This is a genomic window from Bacillus sp. GM2 (assembly GCF_056155945.1).
Map to the genome: position 1 here is coordinate 121,187 of NZ_JBRKSZ010000007.1, position 19,162 is coordinate 140,348.

Here is a 19,162-nt window from a genome sequence, read left to right on the forward strand (position 1 = left end):
ATTATTTTTCATGAATGGCCAAGCGGCCTTTCGCTTGTTTCCTTCTGCTGCCGTCGAGCCGTCCGCGGCGGTGCTGCTTAATAAAGAATGAGAGAACCAATCCGATTCCCGACAATGCGGCCGCGGTCATAAACGCCAGATTGACGCCGTGAATCATCGCCGTATCCGAAGACGGACCGGCAGGATCAGCAAGCGCACGCTGTGTCATGATGGTGATGAGAACAGCCGTCCCGATCGATCCGGACATCTGTCTCATCGTATTGTTCATGGCCGTTCCGTGAGGAATCAAATGGCGCGGTAGCTGGTTCAAGCCGGCTGTTGTAACAGGCATGAGCACCATCCCCATGCCGACCATCCGAATCGCATAGACGACAGACAAATACGCAAAAGGCGTCGTCTTTGTCAGATGGGTCAAGAGCAATGTGGTCACGAAGATCGCCGTTAAACCGGTGATGCTCAAGATCCGCGCGCCGATTTTATCAAAAATTCTTCCGGTAATCGGAGACATCAGCCCCATCACTACAGCTCCCGGAAACAGCATCATTCCCGATTCCATCGCTGTGAAATGGCGCATATCCTGCATATACATCGGCACGATCGTCGCCGCTCCGATCATCGACATAAAGACAACCATCCCGATAATCGTCGCAAGTGTAAACATCGGATATTTAAATACCCTGAACTCCAAAATCGGTTCTTCCAAATGGAGCTGCCTCCAAATGAACCAAAACAGCGTAACACTGCCGACCGCGAAGCCGGCCAACACGTCCGCACCCGTCCAGCCCGCAACACCGGCGCTGCTGAAGGCGTACAAAATGCCGCCGAAGCCAAGTGAAGACAATATGATGGAAGTGACATCCATCTTAGGCGACGTCTGTTCGGTGACATTTTTTAAAATAAAGTGTGCGGCAATCATGTCGATAACGGCAAACGGAAGCAACAGGTAAAACAATACTTCCCAAGGGTAGCGATCGACGATCCAGCCTGACAAGGTCGGTCCGACAGCGGGAGCGAAGGCAATCACAAGCCCGACCATTCCCATCGCTGATCCGCGCTTTTCTTTTGGGAAAATCAATAAAAGCACCGTCTGCATCAATGGCATCATAATGCCCGCGCCGGCCGCCTGGACGACGCGTCCTACAATCAGCGCCGAAAAGCTGAATGACAAGGCGCAGATCAAAGTCCCAGCCGTAAATAAAGACATTGCCGCCATGAACAGCTTTCTCGTCGTGAATTTTTCAATTAAAAAAGCCGTAACTGGAATCATGATCCCATTCACGAGCATAAAAACGGTCGTCAGCCATTGGGCAAGCCCCGGCGTAATGTTTAAGTCCCTCATGATCGGAGGCAAAGCCGTCGTCAATAGCGTCTGATTCAAAATGGCGATAAAAGTCCCCATAATCAAGACGGCAACAATCGGCAGTTGATTTGTCTTATGCTGTGTTTCACTCATATTAAAACCTTCTTATTTATCATTTTTTATAACACTTTATGAAATAATCGGTAACCGAAATAACTTCTCTTTTTATTTAGGGTAACGAAGGAACCGCAAAACCGCAAGTTCATTTTTAACATTCGGTATATAATACCCAGCTGTCCCTCAATTTAAACAGCCCCTTTAAGCCGGGGGAATCCGGCTTAAAGGGGACGGATTATTTTTTATAAAATCTCAGCAAATCACCGTTAATAATCTTATCGGAAAGGGAAAGCTCTTGATTCGCCTTCTCTATGAGCGGGCCGCATTTGTCCTCTCTGTCGTTGATCATGTCCCCGGTTTTTTTGCTGTAGCACGTATTTTTCGTGTAGATATAATCATCTGTTATAAAGCTGCCGTTTCTTAACACAGCGAAAGGCATTCTTTCTTTCGAAAACAGGTCATTACCGAATTGAATCATGCCTTTTGTATCAATTCCGAGCAAATGGAGCAATGTCGGTTTCACATCAATCTGGCCGCCTGTTTCAGATATCGTTTTCGGGTCTTGATCCGTTACCCCCGGAATGTGGATAATCAGCGGCACACGCTGCAGCTGAACGGTATCGTAAGGGGTGATTTCGTCTTTGCCCAAAAATTGAGCCAGCGCATCGTTGTGCGCTTCTGATATGCCGTAGTGATCCCCCATGAAGACGATCACGGAATTGTCGTAAAGGCCGTTTTTCTTCAGTTTTGCAATGAAATGCTTCAATGATTCGTCTTCATAGCGTACAGTCGTGACATACCGATTTAAAATCTCACTGTCCGAGTCGTATTCATCGATCAGCTTATCCTTATCATCAATTTGGAACGGAAAGTGATTCGTCAATGTGATCAGGTTGCTGTAAAAGGGCTGCGGCAAGTCTTTCATCAAGTCGGCCGATTGCGTTAAAAACTCCTTATCCTTCAGCCCCCAGCCCGTTGAATTTTCAGGTGTCACATGAAAATGGGAGACGTCATAAAAGCTGTCGATGCCAAGGGCTTTGTACATAACGTCCCTGTTCCAGAATTTTTTATGGTTGGCGTGGAAAACCGATGTTCTGTAATCGTGGTTCGCCAGTGTTTTATACATCGAATTGTACGCATTTTCGCTCTTCGTAAAAAACACCGAACCGCTTAGAGACGGATAGAGCGAATTGGCGACAATGAATTCCGAATCGGACGTTTTTCCCTGTTCGGTCTGCTGATAAAAATGGTCGAAATAATAGCTTTTTTGAATGAATTTGTTCAAGAACGGCGTGATTTCCTGGCCGTTCACCTTTTCATTGATGACAAATGTCTGAGTGGATTCAAGCGTTACAAAGATGACGTTTCGTCCTTCGGCTATCCCGAACATATCTTGGTTCGGTTTGCTGTAGTCGGCGTTTGTGTAGTTCTCGATCGTTGCCAGGCTGTTTTCATCAGCGACCGCTTTTTGTGTCAAATTAAAGGTCTGTGAAATGCCGTCCAACAGATGAAACTGATATAAGCCGATGTTTTTTACAAGCACTTCCCTGTCGTAGGAGTAGCTTAAAAACTTCGGCTGATCCAGCTCCGACAGGGCGAGATTAAACAGCACCGTTCCGGCGGCTGCCGCATAGTAGATCTTAACGGCTTTAACGGAAAGCTTTTTGCCGGTTCTTTCGCGCGTTTTCGCCAGCCAGACCATGAGAGCCAGGTCCAGGAAAAGCGCGATGAAAACCGGATTGAACAGCTCCTGAAAACTGCTTCCAAGCCCCCCGAGGTTTTTTGCCTGGAACAGGACGGGAATGGTGATGAAATCGATGTAGAAACCATAAAAAATGCTGTTTGCAATCAAGATGCCCGTCAGGACGACATTAGCCCCGATTAAATAGAAGCGCTGCGTTTTTTCGCGAAAAAAGAGGCTGATGCCGAGTACAGGGATGAGAAAGCTAAGCGGGTTGATAAACAGGATCAGTTCCTGAAGTGCGTTGTCGATTTGTAAATTAAAGCCCAGCTTGTAGATGAAGTACGTCTTCATCCACATAAAAAATATGGACAGGCATAAAAACCACTGCTTTTTAAAAAATTGTTCTTTCATATAAATAGCTCCTCACATATAATCCCCGCAGGTAAAGAACACCAAGATAAAATGACTAAAAAAAGCACAATATAGCAATCGGTCAAACCGTCTCTTTCGTCAGGCGATCAAGTTCGCAATAAAATAGCACGACACAACGGTGAGCACAGCAAGAACGCCTTGTTCTGCCTTCCCGCCGGTTTTAATATAAAGGGGGAGCCGAACCTTAATGGCGGACGGAAAGAAAAGTTTGATGCCGTTTACAGTCCCGGCATCAAGGAGCAGATGGCTCGCCATTCCGGCCATCAATCCGACAAGTATGCTCTGATCTGCAAAATATAAATGTGCCGCAAATGCCGTGATGAGCAAAAAGAGCAGGCTGTGTGTAAACGTCCTGTGCCCGAAGACAGAACTGATCACTGCTGATAAAATCGGAAGCCTTCTGCCGATCTTGCTTTTTGTATGGCAAATATCCGGAATCAATGCTCCGATAACACCCGAAGCTGTCATGAACACAGGATCATATCCGTAAAAATAAGCAGCAGCCGTACAAGAAGCGACCCCTCCCATGATGTGTGTTTTTCCTGTCATATCGCTTCTCCTTTAAGACCTATAACAATTTCCTAATGAAAACTATATCAAGAGTTCTGACGGCCTTCAAGACAGATGGTGACAACTTGTCAGCTGAAAAACCGCATTTTCTTGAGGCAATCGGCACGTTTTCATCTAAAATATGGTGTTTTCAGTTGAAAAACACACTCCAAGGTTCTGCATAATTTTAAAATGATAAGCCAAATTAAAATTGTACCACATTTTTAAAGAGGTGATTCATTTGGGTATTTTCTTTAATAAAGATAGAGGAAATAAGGAAAAGGACCAAAACGCCGTTCGGGGGGCGCTTGAAGACGCAGGACAAGCGCTGAAAGGAGACCCTTTGCAAGAGGCGGTCAACAAAAAGAAAAACAACCGATAAATGCCAGATGGAAGCGCCGTCTTCCATTCTACAGAAGGCTGCCAAAACAGGCGGCCTTTTGGCGCGGCTGTCCGTTTTTTCCATCACTTCCCTTTGACAGATTAAAATTTCTCTGGTAACCTCTTTTCAGAATATGTGATAAATCCTCACTCTTAACTCTTAGTGAGGTAGAGGTTGCGCGGATGATGAGTCGCATGTGTGAGGCTGATGGGGCCGATGATCATATGCAAAAGGCATCAGCGCCGAAGCATAAGGAAGCCATTCATTCTTTATGCTGGGTCTGCATTGAATAAGTGCAGGACTGCCGCGGGTTTTCCCGCGGAGGGCTATCCGGAGATCAAGAGTGTATGTTTAACCAAAGCATGGACTTTTGTTCATGCTTTTTTTATTTTGAATGATCTCACGGTCTGGTCCGGCATATTTTTTATAAAATGCTCGGAGGTTATATCTTATGGAACAGACAAAAAAATGGGGCTTCTGGCTTCTTACCGCTTTTGTTGTCGGCAATATGGTCGGCTCAGGGATTTTTATGCTCCCCAGCACACTCGCCCAGACGGCAAGCCCGTTCGGCGTAACGGCGGCATGGCTGGTGACGGGTGCGGGGGTGCTGATGATCGCCCTTGTATTCGGTCATTTATCCATTCGCCGCCCGGATCTTAAAGCAGGTCCGCAAAGCTATGCAAGAGCTTTATTCTCAGCCCCTAAAAAAGGGAATGCGGCAGGTTTTACAATGGTATGGGGGTATTGGGTGGCAAGCTGGATCAGCAACGTCGCCATCATTACAAGCCTTGCAGGCTATTTGACGACTTTCCTGCCGATCTTAACTGACGGACGCGAGCTGATTGAACTCGGCGGCCACCCCGTTACACTCGGCCAGCTCTTGACATTTATCGTATGTACAATTTTGTTATGGGGGACGCATTTCATCTTAGTCTCCAGCATAAATGGAGCGGGTAAACTGAACTTTTTAGCGACTTTTTCCAAAGTGCTTGGGTTTGTCCTGTTTATTGTTGCAGGTTTGTTCGTTTTTCAGACGGCTTTATTCGAATCATTTTATTTTCCTATCGAATCAGAAGGCAAAAGTATTGGGCTGGGCGGACAGGTTCACAATGCGGCGATTTCAACGCTGTGGGCGTTTGTCGGCATCGAGTCTGCGGTGATCTTATCAGGGCGCGCATCATCCCAGCGCGATGTCAAACGCGCGACGATTACCGGACTGTTAATTGCGCTCGGCATTTATATGGTCATCACTTTAATAACGATGGGCGTCATCCCGCACGATCAGCTCCAGGCATCGGATAAACCGTTCGTTGATGTGCTGCACGTGATCATCGGCAGCTTTGGCAGCGTGATTATGGCGGTCTTGGCAATCGTTTCTTTGTTCGGATCGATGCTCGGCTGGATTTTAATCGGCGCAGAGGTTCCGTATCAGGCGGCAAAGGCCGGTGATTTTCCTGCTTTCTTTGCGAAAACGAACAAAAAGGGAAGCCCGGTCAATTCATTGATCGTCACAAACGTGATGTCGCAGATCTTTATTTTCTCAACGGTTTCGGGAACGATCAGCGAGGCCTTTACGTTTTTAACAACGTCGGCGACGCTCGCTTACCTTGTGCCTTATCTTGTGGCGGCTGTTTTCAGCTTGAAGCTCATCCTCAAAGGGGAGACATACGGCGAACTGAAAGGTTCAAGAACAGGGGACGGCATCATCGCTTTGGCTGCTCTGGCGTATTCTTTATGGGTCATCGTTTCAGGTACCTCTGACTTGACCACCTTTATCTTGGGAATCGGGCTGTTTTTCGTCGGTCTTGCGATATACCCGTTCGTCTACAAAAAGTTCAAAAATAATCAAGTGTGATAAAGTTCTTTGCCAGTCGGGTCTTTTAGCAGAAGATCGGCTGGCTTTTTGATTCCCGCCGAAATTTTTGATTAAAATTTCCGCTTAGGCCTGTTATACTATAAAATGAAAATGATAATCGTTATCGGTTAAAAAGATCGAAAGGAATGGCATCGAGTGAGTTCTTACAAAAACATACATCGTATCAACAGCACGGATGGCCGTGATGAGGAACAGAGACCGATCAGCCGTCCGCTCGGAGCTGTTTTTGTCCTGGCCGGCGGAATCATGCTGCTGCTGTTTGGCGCCGCATTATCGATTGCGCTCGGTGCGGCTGATATAAAGCTTGGAACTGTTTGGGACGCCATTTTTCATTTTGATGCGAAAAATACGGCCCATCAAATTATTCAGGAACTCAGACTGCCAAGGACGGTAAGTGCGGCTCTTGTGGGCGCCTGCTTGGCGGTTTCCGGAGCCGTGATGCAGGGGATGACGAGAAACCCACTCGCATCGCCGGAAATTATGAGCGTCACGCACGGGTCAGCTTTCGCAATTGCTGTCGCGTTTGCTTTTTTTCCGGGAACCTCATCGGTCGGGCTGATGATCTGGTCGTTTGCCGGAGCGGGTCTTGGAGCGGGGCTCGTTTTTGCGATCGGAATGTTTTCAAAAGGCGGTCTTACGCCTGTAAAGCTGGCTTTGGCCGGTACGGCTGTCGGCACGTTTCTGAGCGCTCTTTCTACGAGCATCGCGATCCATTTTGATGTGGCGCGCGACGTCAGTTTTTGGTATGCCGGAGGTGTCGCTGGCACGAAATGGATCAGCATTCAGTTGTTGGTTCCGGCGGCAGCGCTCGGTTTGGCCGTCGTTTTTGTCATCGCCCGTTCCATTACGGTTCTAAGCTTGGGAGAGGAGCTGGCGAAAGGGCTCGGTCAATATACGAAGACGGTTAAAGCGATCGGAATCGTGTCGGTTGTTCTGCTGACGGGTGCCGCTGTGTCCGTTGCCGGGGCAATCGGTTTTATCGGATTGATCATTCCGCATATTACCCGCTTTCTGGTCGGGGTTGATTACCGCTGGATCATTCCATGCTCAGCGGTGCTTGGCGCCGTCCTGCTGATCTATGCGGATATTGCGGCGAGGCTGGTCAACCCGCCGTTCGAAACACCTGTCGGAGCAGTCACGGCGCTTGTCGGCGTACCATTCTTTCTCTATCTGGCCCGCAGGGAAAGGAGTGGACTGTAATGCTCAAGAAAAACAACAGACGGGCGGCTGCGGTGATGCTCGTCATGGCCGTGCTGACGGTCGCCGTGTTTTTACTAAGCATGAACATGGGAGAAATCCGCATCGCCCCGCTTGATACATTGAAAACACTGTTCGGCTTCGGAACGCCGCAGGATGAACTTGTATTATTTGAATTCCGTTTGCCGCGCATGGTCCTCGCCATGCTGATCGGTGCGGGAGTTGCTGTCTCCGGAGCCGTCTGGCAGGGGATATCGCGGAATGACCTGGCCGATCCGGGGATATTGGGCATCAATACGGGAGCAGGTTTTGCCGTTGTGCTGTTCATCTTCTATTTTCAGGGAGATGTTGGCAATCTGCAAAAAGGATTCGTTTTTTCCCTGCCGATTTTCGCATTTTTGGGAGCCTGCTTTGCAGTCGTTTCCATCTATTTGCTGGCGTGGAAAAAAGGCTTGAGTCCCATACGCCTCGTTCTGGTCGGCATCGGAGTGAATGCGGCTTTCTCGGCGGCCATCTTAATGCTGCAGCTGAAAATGGACCCGAATGACTTTATGCAGGCGGCTGTTTGGCTGTCAGGAAATATATGGAGTTCGAACTGGAGTTTTGTCTCGGCCGTGCTGCCCTGGATTGTCGTGCTGCTTCCTTTTATCCTTTACAAAGCGCGCTATTTAAACGTGCTGAGTCTCGGCGATCAGCTCGCAACAGGGCTTGGAACGGCAGTTGAAAAGGAGCGGCGCACACTGCTTCTGTCGGCAGCGGCGCTGAGCGGCGCGTGTGTAGCGGCTGGAGGGAATATTACGTTTCTCGGTCTTGTGGCTCCGCATATTGCCAGAAGGCTTGTCGGGCCGAAGCATCAGCTTTTAATCCCGGCTTCCGCGTTGACCGGAGCATTGCTCTTTTTGCTGGCGGACTTAATCGGAAGAATGATACTGGCGCCTTCGGAAATTCCCGTAGGGTTAGTCATTGCCGCTTTAGGCGCGCCGTACTTTATCTATTTGCTCATGAAAACAAATTAAAGAAGGGAAGGGTGCAAGGTGTCTCTTTCAACAAACAACCTGGGGATCGGCTACGGAGAACAGATGATAGTCGAAAACTTAAACCTCCACATACCAAAAGGAAAAGTGACGACCATGATCGGTCCGAACGGGTGCGGCAAGTCAACCATATTAAAAACGATGGCACGCATACAGCGTTCGAGAACGGGCGCCGTTTATTTAAACGGCAAAGCGATCCACCAAATGTCGACGAAAGATATAGCCAAACAGATGGCGATTCTTCCGCAGACCCCTGAGGCGCCAGGCGGTCTGACCGTATATGAGCTCGTTTCTTACGGCCGTTTTCCTCATCAAAAGGGAATGGGCAGGCTCTCGGCCGATGACCGCCGCATGGTTGAATGGTCTCTCGAAGTGACAGGTATGCTGCCTTTTTATGACCGGCCGATCGAAGCCCTTTCCGGGGGACAGCGCCAGCGCGTCTGGATTGCGATGGCTCTTGCCCAGGAAACGGAGCTCTTGCTGCTCGACGAACCGACAACCTATTTGGATTTGGCGCACCAGCTTGAAATTCTGCAACTGCTGGAAAAGCTCAACAAAGAAGAAGGCCGAACGATTTTGATGGTCATTCACGACCTCAACCATGCCTCCCGCTTTGCCCATCACATGGTGGCGCTGAACTCCGGTGCGATTGTCAAAGAGGGCGCTCCTCATGAAGTCATGACATCAGAGGTATTGAAAAAGGTGTTTCAGATTGATGCTGAAATTATTTTAGACCCGCGAACAGGAAAACCGGTGTGCCTGACTTATGATCTATTGAAAAAAGAAGAGGATCAGAGGCTGGCAACCGGCTGACAGACATCAGACGATGTCTGTTTTTTTATTCCATGATTTCGTAAAGTAAAAAATCATTTCTAAAAAAGTTTATTTTTACTTTAAAATCAGAAAACTGGTGCCGATAAAGATATAATAGATGGTAAGATGAGGATATCAAAACATGATATAGACAGAAAGGAAAGAAGGATTTTGGAAAATGCGACAATTTTGATTGTGGATGACGAAGACGCCATTGTTCAAATGGTCAAGCGCGTCCTCACGAAGGAAGGATTTTCAGAAGTACTGACCGCGAGCAGCGCAGAAGAAGCGCTCGACATCGTGAAAAAGGATACCGTGCACTTAATACTTCTCGATGTCATGATGCCGGGACAGACAGGATTTGACGTATCCCCTGAAATCAGGCGGCACACCAACGCCCCGATCTTCTTTTTGACGGCGAAGACATCCGACCTCGATAAACTGTCAGGTTTTGCCTACGGAGCCGATGATTATATTACAAAACCTTTTAATCCTCTGGAATTAATCGCCAGGATTAAAGCGCATTTAAAAAGAACGTATATACATAAAGAAGTCGCGGCTGCTTCGGTATCTTCAGCCTACGAATATGAACGGTTTACATTTCATCCCGATTTTGCGGAGCTGATCGTGGACGGAGAAACGGTCAGCTGCTCCGCGCAGCTTCTCCAGCTTCTGCAATATTTTTGCGATCATCCGAACAGGGTGCTTTCCAAGGACCAAATTTATGAAAAAGTGTGGGGCGTTCCATCTTACGGAGACAGCAACACCGTTATGGTACATATCAGAAAACTGAGGGAGAAAATCGAAAAAGACCCGAGCAGCCCCGAATATATCGTCACGATTCGCGGTCTTGGCTATAAGTTCGTTCCCAATCCTGCAAGAAAAGAGAGCGAAGGATGAAGCTGAGAGGAAAGCTCGTCCTCCATTTTGTCAGCCAGATTTTCCTGATTCTCGGTCTTGTCCTTGCCACGCTGCTGTTATCCTTCATCTTTTTCGCTCTCCGGTTAAGCGAGAGCGAGGCGGATACAGGCTTGGCAAAAGCCACATCAGACACGTTTGAAAGCTGGGTCAGTGTGGATGACAATAACAATTGGCAGATTGAAGATATCTTGAAATCGGCGATCGACAAACAGGGAGGCTGGCTTCAAATATTAGACGGCAAGGAGAAGACCGTTTATTCCTACCGTCTTCCTCCGGAAATTCAGAGGCAGTACCACAGGGAAGACCTCGTATCAGTTTTTGACAAAAAAAGAATCAAAAAATATCAAGTCAATTTCTGGTCTGCCAATTTCAATGATGAAGACTATGTGATTTTATTCGGCTGGGAATCGAAAAGCGATACGATCCTGTCCTATTTGGAAAAGGAAGAAAAGGATATGGCGGACCTTTCTTCCTATAAAAAAAGCACGCTTGATTTCATTAAGAAAAACAAAGGATCGGTTTATCTGTTCAGCGAAAAAGGGAAAATGTTGAACTCGCTCTATCAGGACATAGATTACAGCCAGGGCATCACTGAGCTGGAGCTTTTAAAATACGGATCAAAGCCGTGGAACTACGAGCACGAGTTTTCATACAGGCGATTAAGCGCGACAGAATGGCTGATCGCCGCTACGCCGAACCCGATTTTTAATCCGGATCATGAGTTCAACAGGACGATGATCGGGCTCGCTTTAAAAATCGTTCTCATCGTGATCGGCGTTCTGATCTTACTGATGTCTTCTATGACCATTTGGTATTCTTTCAGATTCGGCATGCCGATCATCCATACGATTAAATGGATCGTCAACCTTTCAAAAGGGCGATTTGAAGAACCGAGAAACCGGAAAGGCCGCCCGCGAAGCCGGAACAAAAAAGGGAAGCGAAAACAGCCGTACCGGCTGTTCACAGAAGTGTTTGAATCGATGGAGCAGCTGACGGAAACGCTGAAAAAAGACGAGCAAAACCGCAAGAAAATCCAAACGACCCGGGAGGAATGGATCGCAGGGCTCTCCCATGACTTAAAAACGCCGCTCAGCACGATTTACGGCTACAGCATGATGCTGGAGTCTCCAAACTATGAGTGGTCAAAAGAGGAAATCCGCGAAATCGGCCAGGCGATGAAAGAAAAGTCGGACTACATGTCACAGCTAATCGAAGACTTGAACTTGACGTACAGGCTGAAAAACGACGCCTTGCCGATTAAACGCCAGACAGTGAGGCTCGTGCCGTTTTTAAAAAGCTTCGTTGAGGAGTTTAAGCGCCATTCGTTTTCGGAAGGGTACAACGTTTCTTTTGAATATACGCAAGAAGATACCGAGTTTGCGATAGACAGAGGCTGGTTCAGAAGAGTCTTGGAAAACCTCCTCGCCAACGCCGTCAAGCATAACAAAAAAGGCACTGACATCAAGGTGATCCTTGAAGAAACCAAGCAATATATTATTCTTAAAATTCAAGACAACGGAAGAGGCATGGACTCTGAAACCGTCTCAAATTTATTCAACCGCTACTACAGGGGAACGCATACAAAAGATGCGACAGAAGGAAGCGGTCTCGGCCTTGCCATTTCTTTGGAACTTGTTCACCTGCACGACGGCTGCATCGCAGTTGACAGCCGGACAGGACGCGGGACGGAAATTACGATGGAATTTAAGAAAAACCCTAAAGCCGCAAAATAAGCGGTATGAAAAAGAAGAAGCCAAAGGTTATTGCCTTTAGGCTTCTTTTATGTTGAGAAAATAATGGAAAAGAAGGCGAGGTTAGTATAAAATAAGATTAAATGTTAACGTTCACATCATATTTGCCAATGAAAATGTTAACGTTAACATTAAATAAAGAAAGGTGGGGATTTTATGAAGCCGTTTTTGAATGACGATTTTCTTTTAACGAATGAAACGTCGAAAGTGTTGTACCACCAGTATGCTAAAGGGATGCCGATCATCGACTACCACTGCCACTTGAGTCCAAAGGAAATTTACGAAAACAAAACGTTTAAAAACCTGACCGAAGTGTGGCTGTACGGGGATCATTACAAGTGGAGAGCAATGCGGGCCAATGGAATATCCGAAGAGTTTATTACAGGAGATGCATCAGACGAAGAGAAATTCAGCGCCTGGGCAAGAACGGTTCCGATGACGATCGGAAACCCGCTTTATCATTGGACCCATTTGGAACTGAGGAGGTTTTTCGGCATCGATGAACGGCTTGACGAAAAGAGCGCGCCGCATATTTGGGAGCGGGTGAACGAACAGCTGACCGGAGAAGGATTCGGCGCCAGAGACTTGATTGAAAAATCAAACGTTGAAACGGTTGTCACGACAGATGACCCGGCAGACAGTCTTGAATATCATGTGAAGCTGAAAGATGAAGACTTTAATGTAAGCGTTTTACCCGGATTTAGGCCAGACAAGGCGCTGGAAATCAATCAAGAAGGCTTTGCCGCCTGGGTGAGCAAGCTTGAAGCAGCAAGCGCTATGAAGATAGGAAATTACGACGATTTTTTGAAAGCGCTTAAAAACAGAATTGACTTTTTCCATGAAGCAGGCGGACGGATATCGGATCATGCCATCAATCAAATGATGTACACGGAAACAGATGAAAGCGAAGTGCGCCCGATTTTTGCAAAGGTGATGAACGGAGAAGCCGCCTCGCCTGAGGAAGAGTGCAAATTTAAATCCTTCACCCTGCACTATTTGGGAACATGCTATGCGGAGAAGGGCTGGGCGATGCAGCTTCACATTAACACCCTCCGAAACAACAGCAGCAAAATGTACCTGAAGCTCGGGCCTGATACGGGATATGATGCGATTAATGATCAGGACATCGCAAAGCCTTTGTGCAGCTTTCTCGATTCTCTTGACCGAAAAGACGCGCTGCCAAAAACGATCTTGTATTCTTTAAATCCGCGAGACAACGTCGTGATTTCAAGCCTTTGCGGAAGCTTCCAGGACGGCCGGATACCGGGGAAAATCCAGCATGGCACCGCCTGGTGGTTCAACGATACGAAAGACGGCATGCTCGAACAAATGAAATCGCTCGCCAACATCGGACTATTGAGCCGTTTTATCGGTATGCTGACTGATTCGCGCAGCTTTCTTTCCTACACAAGACATGAATATTTCAGGCGCCTGCTCTGCGATGTCATCGGCACATGGGTTGAAAACGGCGAAGCGCCGGATGATATCGAGCTGCTGGGCCGGATCGTCAAAGGGATCTGCTACGAAAATGCAAAACACTATTTCCAGTTTGAAGTGAAAGATCGTTTGAAAGCTTAGATTCACAAATTGGCTAGCAGAGGAGCTGCTTTTTCATGGAAATATCGACGAACAAACAAACCGAAACAGTCGCCGTCACTCAAGAGAAATTAAGTTTAAAAGAAAAGATTTCTTACGGTTTTGGAGATTTTGGGAACGGATTTATGTTTGACCTTGGACAGCTCTATCTTCTGAAGTTTTTTACGGATGTTGCCGGTATTCCGGCGGCGGCAGCCGGAGGCATTTTTCTTGTGAGCAAACTTTTCGCCGCTTTTGTCGATCCGATTGTGGGAACATCGATCGACTACAGGAAGAATATCGGGCCGAAAGGCAAATTCAGGCCGTATTTGCTTTACGGAAGCTTTGTGCTCGCGATTTTGACGATATTGACTTTCATCTCGCCGAATCTGTCACCGACGGGCAAACTCATATACGCTTATGCGTCATACATGCTTTGGGGCCTCGGCTATTCCTTTGTCAACATCCCTTATGGCTCGCTCGGGGCGGCCATGACGCAAAACTCGGTGGAAAGAACTTCACTTGCTTCCTTTCGACAGGCCGGCTCACTGGGCGCCCTGTTTGTGACGAGCATTGTTGTCATTCCGATGATCGTCAGGTTTGACAATCCTGCGGTTGCCTATCCGGTCGTCATGGGGCTTATGTCTTTTCTCGGTGTGTTGTTTTTCTACATTTGCTATAGAAACTGCCAGGAACGGATTGTCGTAAAAGATGAGAAGTACAAACAGGAAAAAGTGACATTCAAAGCAATATCAAAGACGTTTTTTACGAATAAACCGCTCCTTACGCTTATATTCATGACCATTTTTACGATTTCAGCCTATAACCTTAAATCCGCGATGCTGATTTATTTCGCGCAGTATAACCTCGGCAACGCCGAACTGATGGCCTACATGAACTTTATCATCATCGGCTCATCCTTTATCGGCGTCATCATGCTGCCGAAGCTCGTGAAGCTGTTCGGGAAAAAGCATACCGCTATTTTGGGGCTCGCGGTTTCTGTCTGTGCGGATCTGATCAATTTTTTCGTACCGGGCAATGTCTTTGTTTTTACGATTCTCGCAAGCATCGCCTTCATCGGCATCAGCATTCCGAACGGTATCACCTGGGCATTCGTATCAGACGCGATCGATTACGGCGAGTGGAGAACAGGGGAACGGAAAGAAGGAACGGTATACTCGCTGTTTAACTTTTCGAGAAAGCTGGCTCAGTCGCTCTCCGGCTTCCTGTCAGGGATCGGTCTCAGCATTATCGGCTATGTGCCGAATGCGACCCAAAAAGCGGGGACGCTGCTCGGCATTAAAGCAATACTCCTTTTGTATCCAGCAGCGGCGCTGACGGCGGCCATTCTTGTTCTCGGCTACCTGTACCGTCTGACAGATCAGAAGCACGCCGAAATGATCGCGGAAATCGAAGCGAGACCATAGCGGAATTTCACTTTCTAAAAAGCGCTTTTGATATGGTAAACTGATGGTAACAACAGCAGGAAAAGGCGGGTAAAAAAACAATGTCAGTAACGATTAAAGATATCGCCAGGCTGGCGAATGTATCGCACACCACAGTATCTAGAGCGCTGAACAACAGTCCGCTGATAAAAGAGAACACGAAAAAGAAAATACTCGACATCGCAGCCGAAATGAATTATAAACCGAATTTTAATGCGAAAAGCCTTGTTACGCAAAAGTCTTTTACGATCGGCCTGTTTTTAACAAGCCTGACAGACGGGACGTCTTCAAGCTTCTTTGCAGACATCTTGCGCGGCGTCAACAAGGTGATCGATGAAAACTATAATATGGTTGTCAGGGGGATTGACGATTATCATGATTTGTCATCCATTCACCGCAACCGCTATGACGGCCTGATTTTAATCAGCCAAAGCGAACAGGACCAGGCTTTTATTGAGCATGTCCTCAAACAGAATATTCCGGTCGTCGTGCTGAACAGAAAAATCGAAGGGCACTCCGTCGTCAATATTTTGGCGAATGAACACGAGGGCGCTTTCCTCGCTGCTTCATACTTGATCAAAAACGGCCACAGACGGATCGCCATGGTGCAGGGGAAAGAAGGTTTTAAATCGTCTCAAGAAAGAAAAGGAGGCTTTCTTCGCGCGCTTCGCGACTCAAATCTTGACATGCCCGGCGAATACCTCGTTCAAGGTGATTATACGATGCAAAGCGGCTTTCGCGCGGCTGAAACGCTGCTGAAACTGAAGAACCCTCCGACAGCCCTGTTTTGCGCCAATGATGATATGGCGATCGGCGCGATGAACGCCCTTTATGCAAACGGGAAACGCTGTCCTGACGATATGTCGATCATCGGTTTTGACGATAGCGGATTTTCGGCGTATACGACACCGTCATTGACGACGGTAAAAAAACCGACGGAAAAAATCAGCATGCTTGGTGCGGAAAGCCTGTTGTCACTGATCGAAAATCCGCAGGTAGAAGGCAGGCAGACGCTCATCGGCACGGAGCTGATCATTCGCAATTCAGTTAAGCATCTATAGCATCATTTTTGATGCGCTATAAAATGTGAACGTGTGCAAAAATGAGGAGGGAATTGAAATGGAGAGGCTGTCCAAACGGATAAGGTCTAAGCCGAGCCGTCCCGAACGGATTTTGCAAATCGGGGAAGGTAATTTTATGAGGGGGTTTATTGACTGGCAGATTCATAGATTGAATGAAGAAACCGATTTTAACGGCAGCGCCGTCGTCGTGCCTCCGCGCCGCGGTTCAGTAACGGCCTTTCAAGAGCAGGATGGGCTTTACACGCTTTATCTTGAAGGTTTCCGGGAAGGACGGGAGGTTCGCGATTCTGCTGTCATTACAACAATCAGCAGAGTCGTCAGCAGCTATGAACACTATGATGAATTTATGGAGCTGGCCGATCTGCCGGATTTGCGCTTTGTCTTTTCAAATACGACAGAGGCCGGCATCATTTATATCGAGGAAGACCGGCTGTCCGACCGTCCGCAGAAAAGCTATCCGGGGAAGCTGACTGCACTGTTATACAGACGATATCTGACTTTTCAGGGAAGCAAGGAAAAAGGTCTGGTCATCCTCCCGTGTGAGCTGCTTGAAGATAACGGAAAAAAATTGAAAGACATTGTGATGCGCTATACGAACGAATGGGCGCTTGAACAAGGGTTCATCGATTGGCTTGAGGAGGCGAATGTGTTTTGCAATACGCTTGTGGACAGGATCGTACCGGGATTCCCGCAAGAAAATGCACACCGGCTTGAAGAGGCGGCCGGCTATCGCGATTCCCTGATGGTGACAGCGGAGCCGTATCATTTGTTCGTGATTGAAGGGCCGAAATGGCTTCCAGACGAGCTTCCGCTTCATGAGGCCGGTCTGAATGTCGAGTTTGTCAAAGATGTGACACCGTACAGGGTGAGAAAAGTGAGAATCTTAAACGGCGCCCATACCGCGATGACGCCGGTCGCTTATTTGGCAGGCCTTGAGACGGTTCGTGAAGCGGCTGAAGACGAGCTTATCGGATCATTTGTGAAAGAGCTGATTCAGCGGGAAGTGCTCGAGACGATCGATATGCCCGGCAATGAGCTTGACGCCTATGCGGAAGAGATTCTCGACCGCTTTAAAAACCCGTTTATCCGTCACAAGCTGATCGATATTTCCTTAAATTCCTTTGCAAAATTCAAAGTCAGAAATTTGCCCGTCTTAATGGAATATGCGGAACGAACTGGCAAACTTCCGGCTCGAACCGTATTTGCTTTAAGCGCTTTAATTTATTTTTACCAAGGAAAACGGGAAGATGAGGCCATTCCGCTGTCTGACGACGATGAGGTGCTGGCTTTCCTCAAACGGCTCTGGACAGAAGTGACAGACGTTTCGAACATCGCGTTCCATGTTCTCGGGTTTGAAAAAGTATGGGGGCAAAACCTGAACGACATGCCCGGATTGACGGACAAGACGACCGAATATTTAAGGGACATGAAACAAACGGGAATGAGAAAGGCGCTGAAAAAAATGATGAACAGCCAAATGGCTGAGCTGGGGGACATGTGATGAAAGACTGCTTGATGATCAATCCTCAAGATAATGTCGGCATTGCGTTAAGAGAATTGCAGACCGGTGAAACGGTCACTGCAGGAGAACGGACCATCGTGATCAAGGAAACGATTTTGAAAGGCCATAAGTTTGCTTTAAAAGACATCGCTGAAAATGAAGACGTCATCAAATACGGCTTTCCGATCGGGCACGCGACTGACATGATTCAGACGGGGGAGTGGGTGCATACAAAAAATGTGAAAACGAATTTGGGCGGTGTCGAAGAATACAGCTACAAGCCGAAATTTACGGAAAACCGCTATCAAAAAGAACCGCTCACATTTAAAGGCTTTAAACGAAAAGACGGAAAAACGGGAATCAGAAACGAGCTGTGGATCGTACCGACTGTCGGCTGTGTAAATGGCATTGCAGAGCTGATCATCAAAGAATTTAAAGCTGAGGTCGGCTCTATCGCCCCTTTTGAAAGCGTTCACGTATTAAAGCACCAGTACGGCTGTTCACAGCTTGGCGATGATCATATCAACACGAGAACGATTTTGGCGAATGCCGTCAAACACCCGAATGCAGGCGGTGTCCTTGTGCTGGGACTCGGCTGTGAAAACAACAGCATCCATGAATTCCGCGAAGCGCTCGGCGATTATGATCACAGCCGGGTCAAGTTCCTGCTTTCCCAAGAAGTATCAGACGAAGTCACGGAAGGCGTCAAACTGTTAAAAGAAATTTACGAGTATGCAAAAGGTGACCGGCGTGAAGATGTTCCGCTTTCTGAACTGAAAATTGGTTTGAAGTGCGGCGGATCTGATGGATTTTCCGGCATTACCGCGAATCCGCTGCTCGGCCGGCTCTCCGATTTTCTGATCGCCCAAGGGGGAACGGCGGTTTTGACAGAAGTGCCTGAAATGTTTGGAGCGGAAACGCTTTTGATGGAGCGGGCTGAAAATGAGGAAGTGTTTCATAAAATCGTCCGCTTAATCAACGATTTTAAACAGTACTTTATCGATCACAGGCAGCCTGTCTATGAAAACCCGTCTCCGGGCAACAAAGCAGGCGGCATTACGACATTGGAAGATAAGTCGCTCGGTTGTACGCAAAAAGCCGGCACTTCAAAGGTGACGGATGTTCTGGAATACGGGGGCGTTTTGAAAAAGAACGGGCTGAACCTGCTGAGCGCTCCGGGAAATGACCTTGTTGCTTCATCCGCACTGGCCGCTGCAGGGTGTCAAATCGTTTTATTTACGACAGGGCGGGGCACGCCTTTTGGCACCTTTGTGCCGACGATGAAAATTTCGACAAATACAGCGATTTATGAGGCGAAGCGCCACTGGATCGATTTTAATGCGGGAAGGGTGCTCGAAAATCAGTCAGAAGATGACGTTTTGAAAGAGCTGACAGCATATTTGATCGAAGTCGCGGGCGGCAGGCAGCTAAACAATGAGATAAACGATTTCAGGGAGCTTGCGATATTTAAAACAGGCGTTACATTGTAAAGGGGGAGGTAAC

At 47.7% G+C, this 19,162-nt stretch carries 15 protein-coding genes and 1 riboswitch; of the genes, 12 read left to right on the forward strand and 3 right to left on the reverse strand.

What is annotated here, in order from left to right; all coding sequences use genetic code 11:
- Position 1: 1 nt before the first annotated feature.
- The 3 genes from ACVC9U_RS01400 to ACVC9U_RS01410 form a co-directional block, all read right to left on the reverse strand.
- Positions 2-1,453 carry an MDR family MFS transporter gene (locus ACVC9U_RS01400; RefSeq protein ID WP_075751369.1) on the reverse strand — a complete coding sequence of 484 codons (1,452 nt, stop codon included), beginning with the start codon at positions 1,451-1,453 and terminating at the stop codon, positions 2-4.
- A gap of 199 nt (positions 1,454-1,652) precedes the next feature.
- The gene (locus ACVC9U_RS01405; RefSeq protein ID WP_075751368.1) at positions 1,653-3,512 is read right to left on the reverse strand and encodes an LTA synthase family protein; all 1,860 of its coding nucleotides are present in this window, start codon (positions 3,510-3,512) and stop codon (positions 1,653-1,655) included.
- A 99-nt stretch (positions 3,513-3,611) separates the two neighbouring features.
- Complete coding sequence (locus tag ACVC9U_RS01410) at positions 3,612-4,082, reverse strand: metal-dependent hydrolase (RefSeq protein WP_075751367.1); 471 nt, start codon at positions 4,080-4,082, stop codon at positions 3,612-3,614.
- A 241-nt stretch (positions 4,083-4,323) separates the two neighbouring features.
- Between ACVC9U_RS01410 and sspJ the strand changes: the two genes are divergently transcribed.
- From sspJ to ACVC9U_RS01470, 12 genes are all read left to right on the forward strand, one after another.
- Positions 4,324-4,464, forward strand: a complete 141-nt coding sequence (sspJ, locus tag ACVC9U_RS01415; RefSeq protein ID WP_003185183.1) for a small acid-soluble spore protein SspJ — start codon at positions 4,324-4,326, stop codon at positions 4,462-4,464.
- Between the two features lie 160 nt (positions 4,465-4,624).
- Positions 4,625-4,801, forward strand: a riboswitch (Lysine riboswitch).
- A gap of 114 nt (positions 4,802-4,915) precedes the next feature.
- The gene (locus ACVC9U_RS01420) at positions 4,916-6,319 is read left to right on the forward strand and encodes an amino acid permease (RefSeq protein ID WP_048350392.1); all 1,404 of its coding nucleotides are present in this window, start codon (positions 4,916-4,918) and stop codon (positions 6,317-6,319) included.
- A gap of 156 nt (positions 6,320-6,475) precedes the next feature.
- Positions 6,476-7,540, forward strand: a complete 1,065-nt coding sequence (locus ACVC9U_RS01425; RefSeq protein WP_048350393.1) for a FecCD family ABC transporter permease — start codon at positions 6,476-6,478, stop codon at positions 7,538-7,540.
- Positions 7,540-8,553 carry a FecCD family ABC transporter permease gene (locus ACVC9U_RS01430; RefSeq protein WP_057957803.1) on the forward strand — a complete coding sequence of 338 codons (1,014 nt, stop codon included), beginning with the start codon at positions 7,540-7,542 and terminating at the stop codon, positions 8,551-8,553. Before ACVC9U_RS01425 ends, ACVC9U_RS01430 begins: the two co-directional genes overlap by 1 nt.
- 63 nt (positions 8,554-8,616) lie before the next feature.
- Positions 8,617-9,384 carry an ABC transporter ATP-binding protein gene (locus ACVC9U_RS01435; RefSeq protein WP_048350405.1) on the forward strand — a complete coding sequence of 256 codons (768 nt, stop codon included), beginning with the start codon at positions 8,617-8,619 and terminating at the stop codon, positions 9,382-9,384.
- 171 nt (positions 9,385-9,555) lie between these two features.
- Positions 9,556-10,284, forward strand: a complete 729-nt coding sequence (locus ACVC9U_RS01440; RefSeq protein WP_020452923.1) for a response regulator transcription factor — start codon at positions 9,556-9,558, stop codon at positions 10,282-10,284.
- Positions 10,281-12,038 (forward strand): sensor histidine kinase, encoded by a 1,758-nt coding sequence (locus ACVC9U_RS01445; RefSeq protein ID WP_048350394.1) that lies wholly within the window; start codon positions 10,281-10,283, stop codon positions 12,036-12,038. The genes ACVC9U_RS01440 and ACVC9U_RS01445 overlap by 4 nt, the downstream gene beginning before the upstream one ends.
- Before the next feature lie 174 nt (positions 12,039-12,212).
- Positions 12,213-13,634 carry a glucuronate isomerase gene (uxaC, locus tag ACVC9U_RS01450; protein ID WP_048350395.1) on the forward strand — a complete coding sequence of 474 codons (1,422 nt, stop codon included), beginning with the start codon at positions 12,213-12,215 and terminating at the stop codon, positions 13,632-13,634.
- Positions 13,635-13,675: 41 nt separating this feature from the next.
- Entirely contained in the window at positions 13,676-15,058 is a 1,383-nt protein-coding gene (locus ACVC9U_RS01455) for a glycoside-pentoside-hexuronide (GPH):cation symporter (RefSeq protein WP_370510544.1), read from the forward strand.
- An 80-nt stretch (positions 15,059-15,138) separates the two neighbouring features.
- Positions 15,139-16,137 (forward strand): LacI family DNA-binding transcriptional regulator, encoded by a 999-nt coding sequence (locus ACVC9U_RS01460; protein ID WP_441390059.1) that lies wholly within the window; start codon positions 15,139-15,141, stop codon positions 16,135-16,137.
- A gap of 58 nt (positions 16,138-16,195) precedes the next feature.
- Positions 16,196-17,659 carry a tagaturonate reductase gene (locus ACVC9U_RS01465; protein WP_048350398.1) on the forward strand — a complete coding sequence of 488 codons (1,464 nt, stop codon included), beginning with the start codon at positions 16,196-16,198 and terminating at the stop codon, positions 17,657-17,659.
- Complete coding sequence (locus ACVC9U_RS01470) at positions 17,659-19,149, forward strand: UxaA family hydrolase (RefSeq protein WP_048350399.1); 1,491 nt, start codon at positions 17,659-17,661, stop codon at positions 19,147-19,149. Before ACVC9U_RS01465 ends, ACVC9U_RS01470 begins: the two co-directional genes overlap by 1 nt.
- The last annotated feature ends 13 nt before the right edge of the window (positions 19,150-19,162 follow it).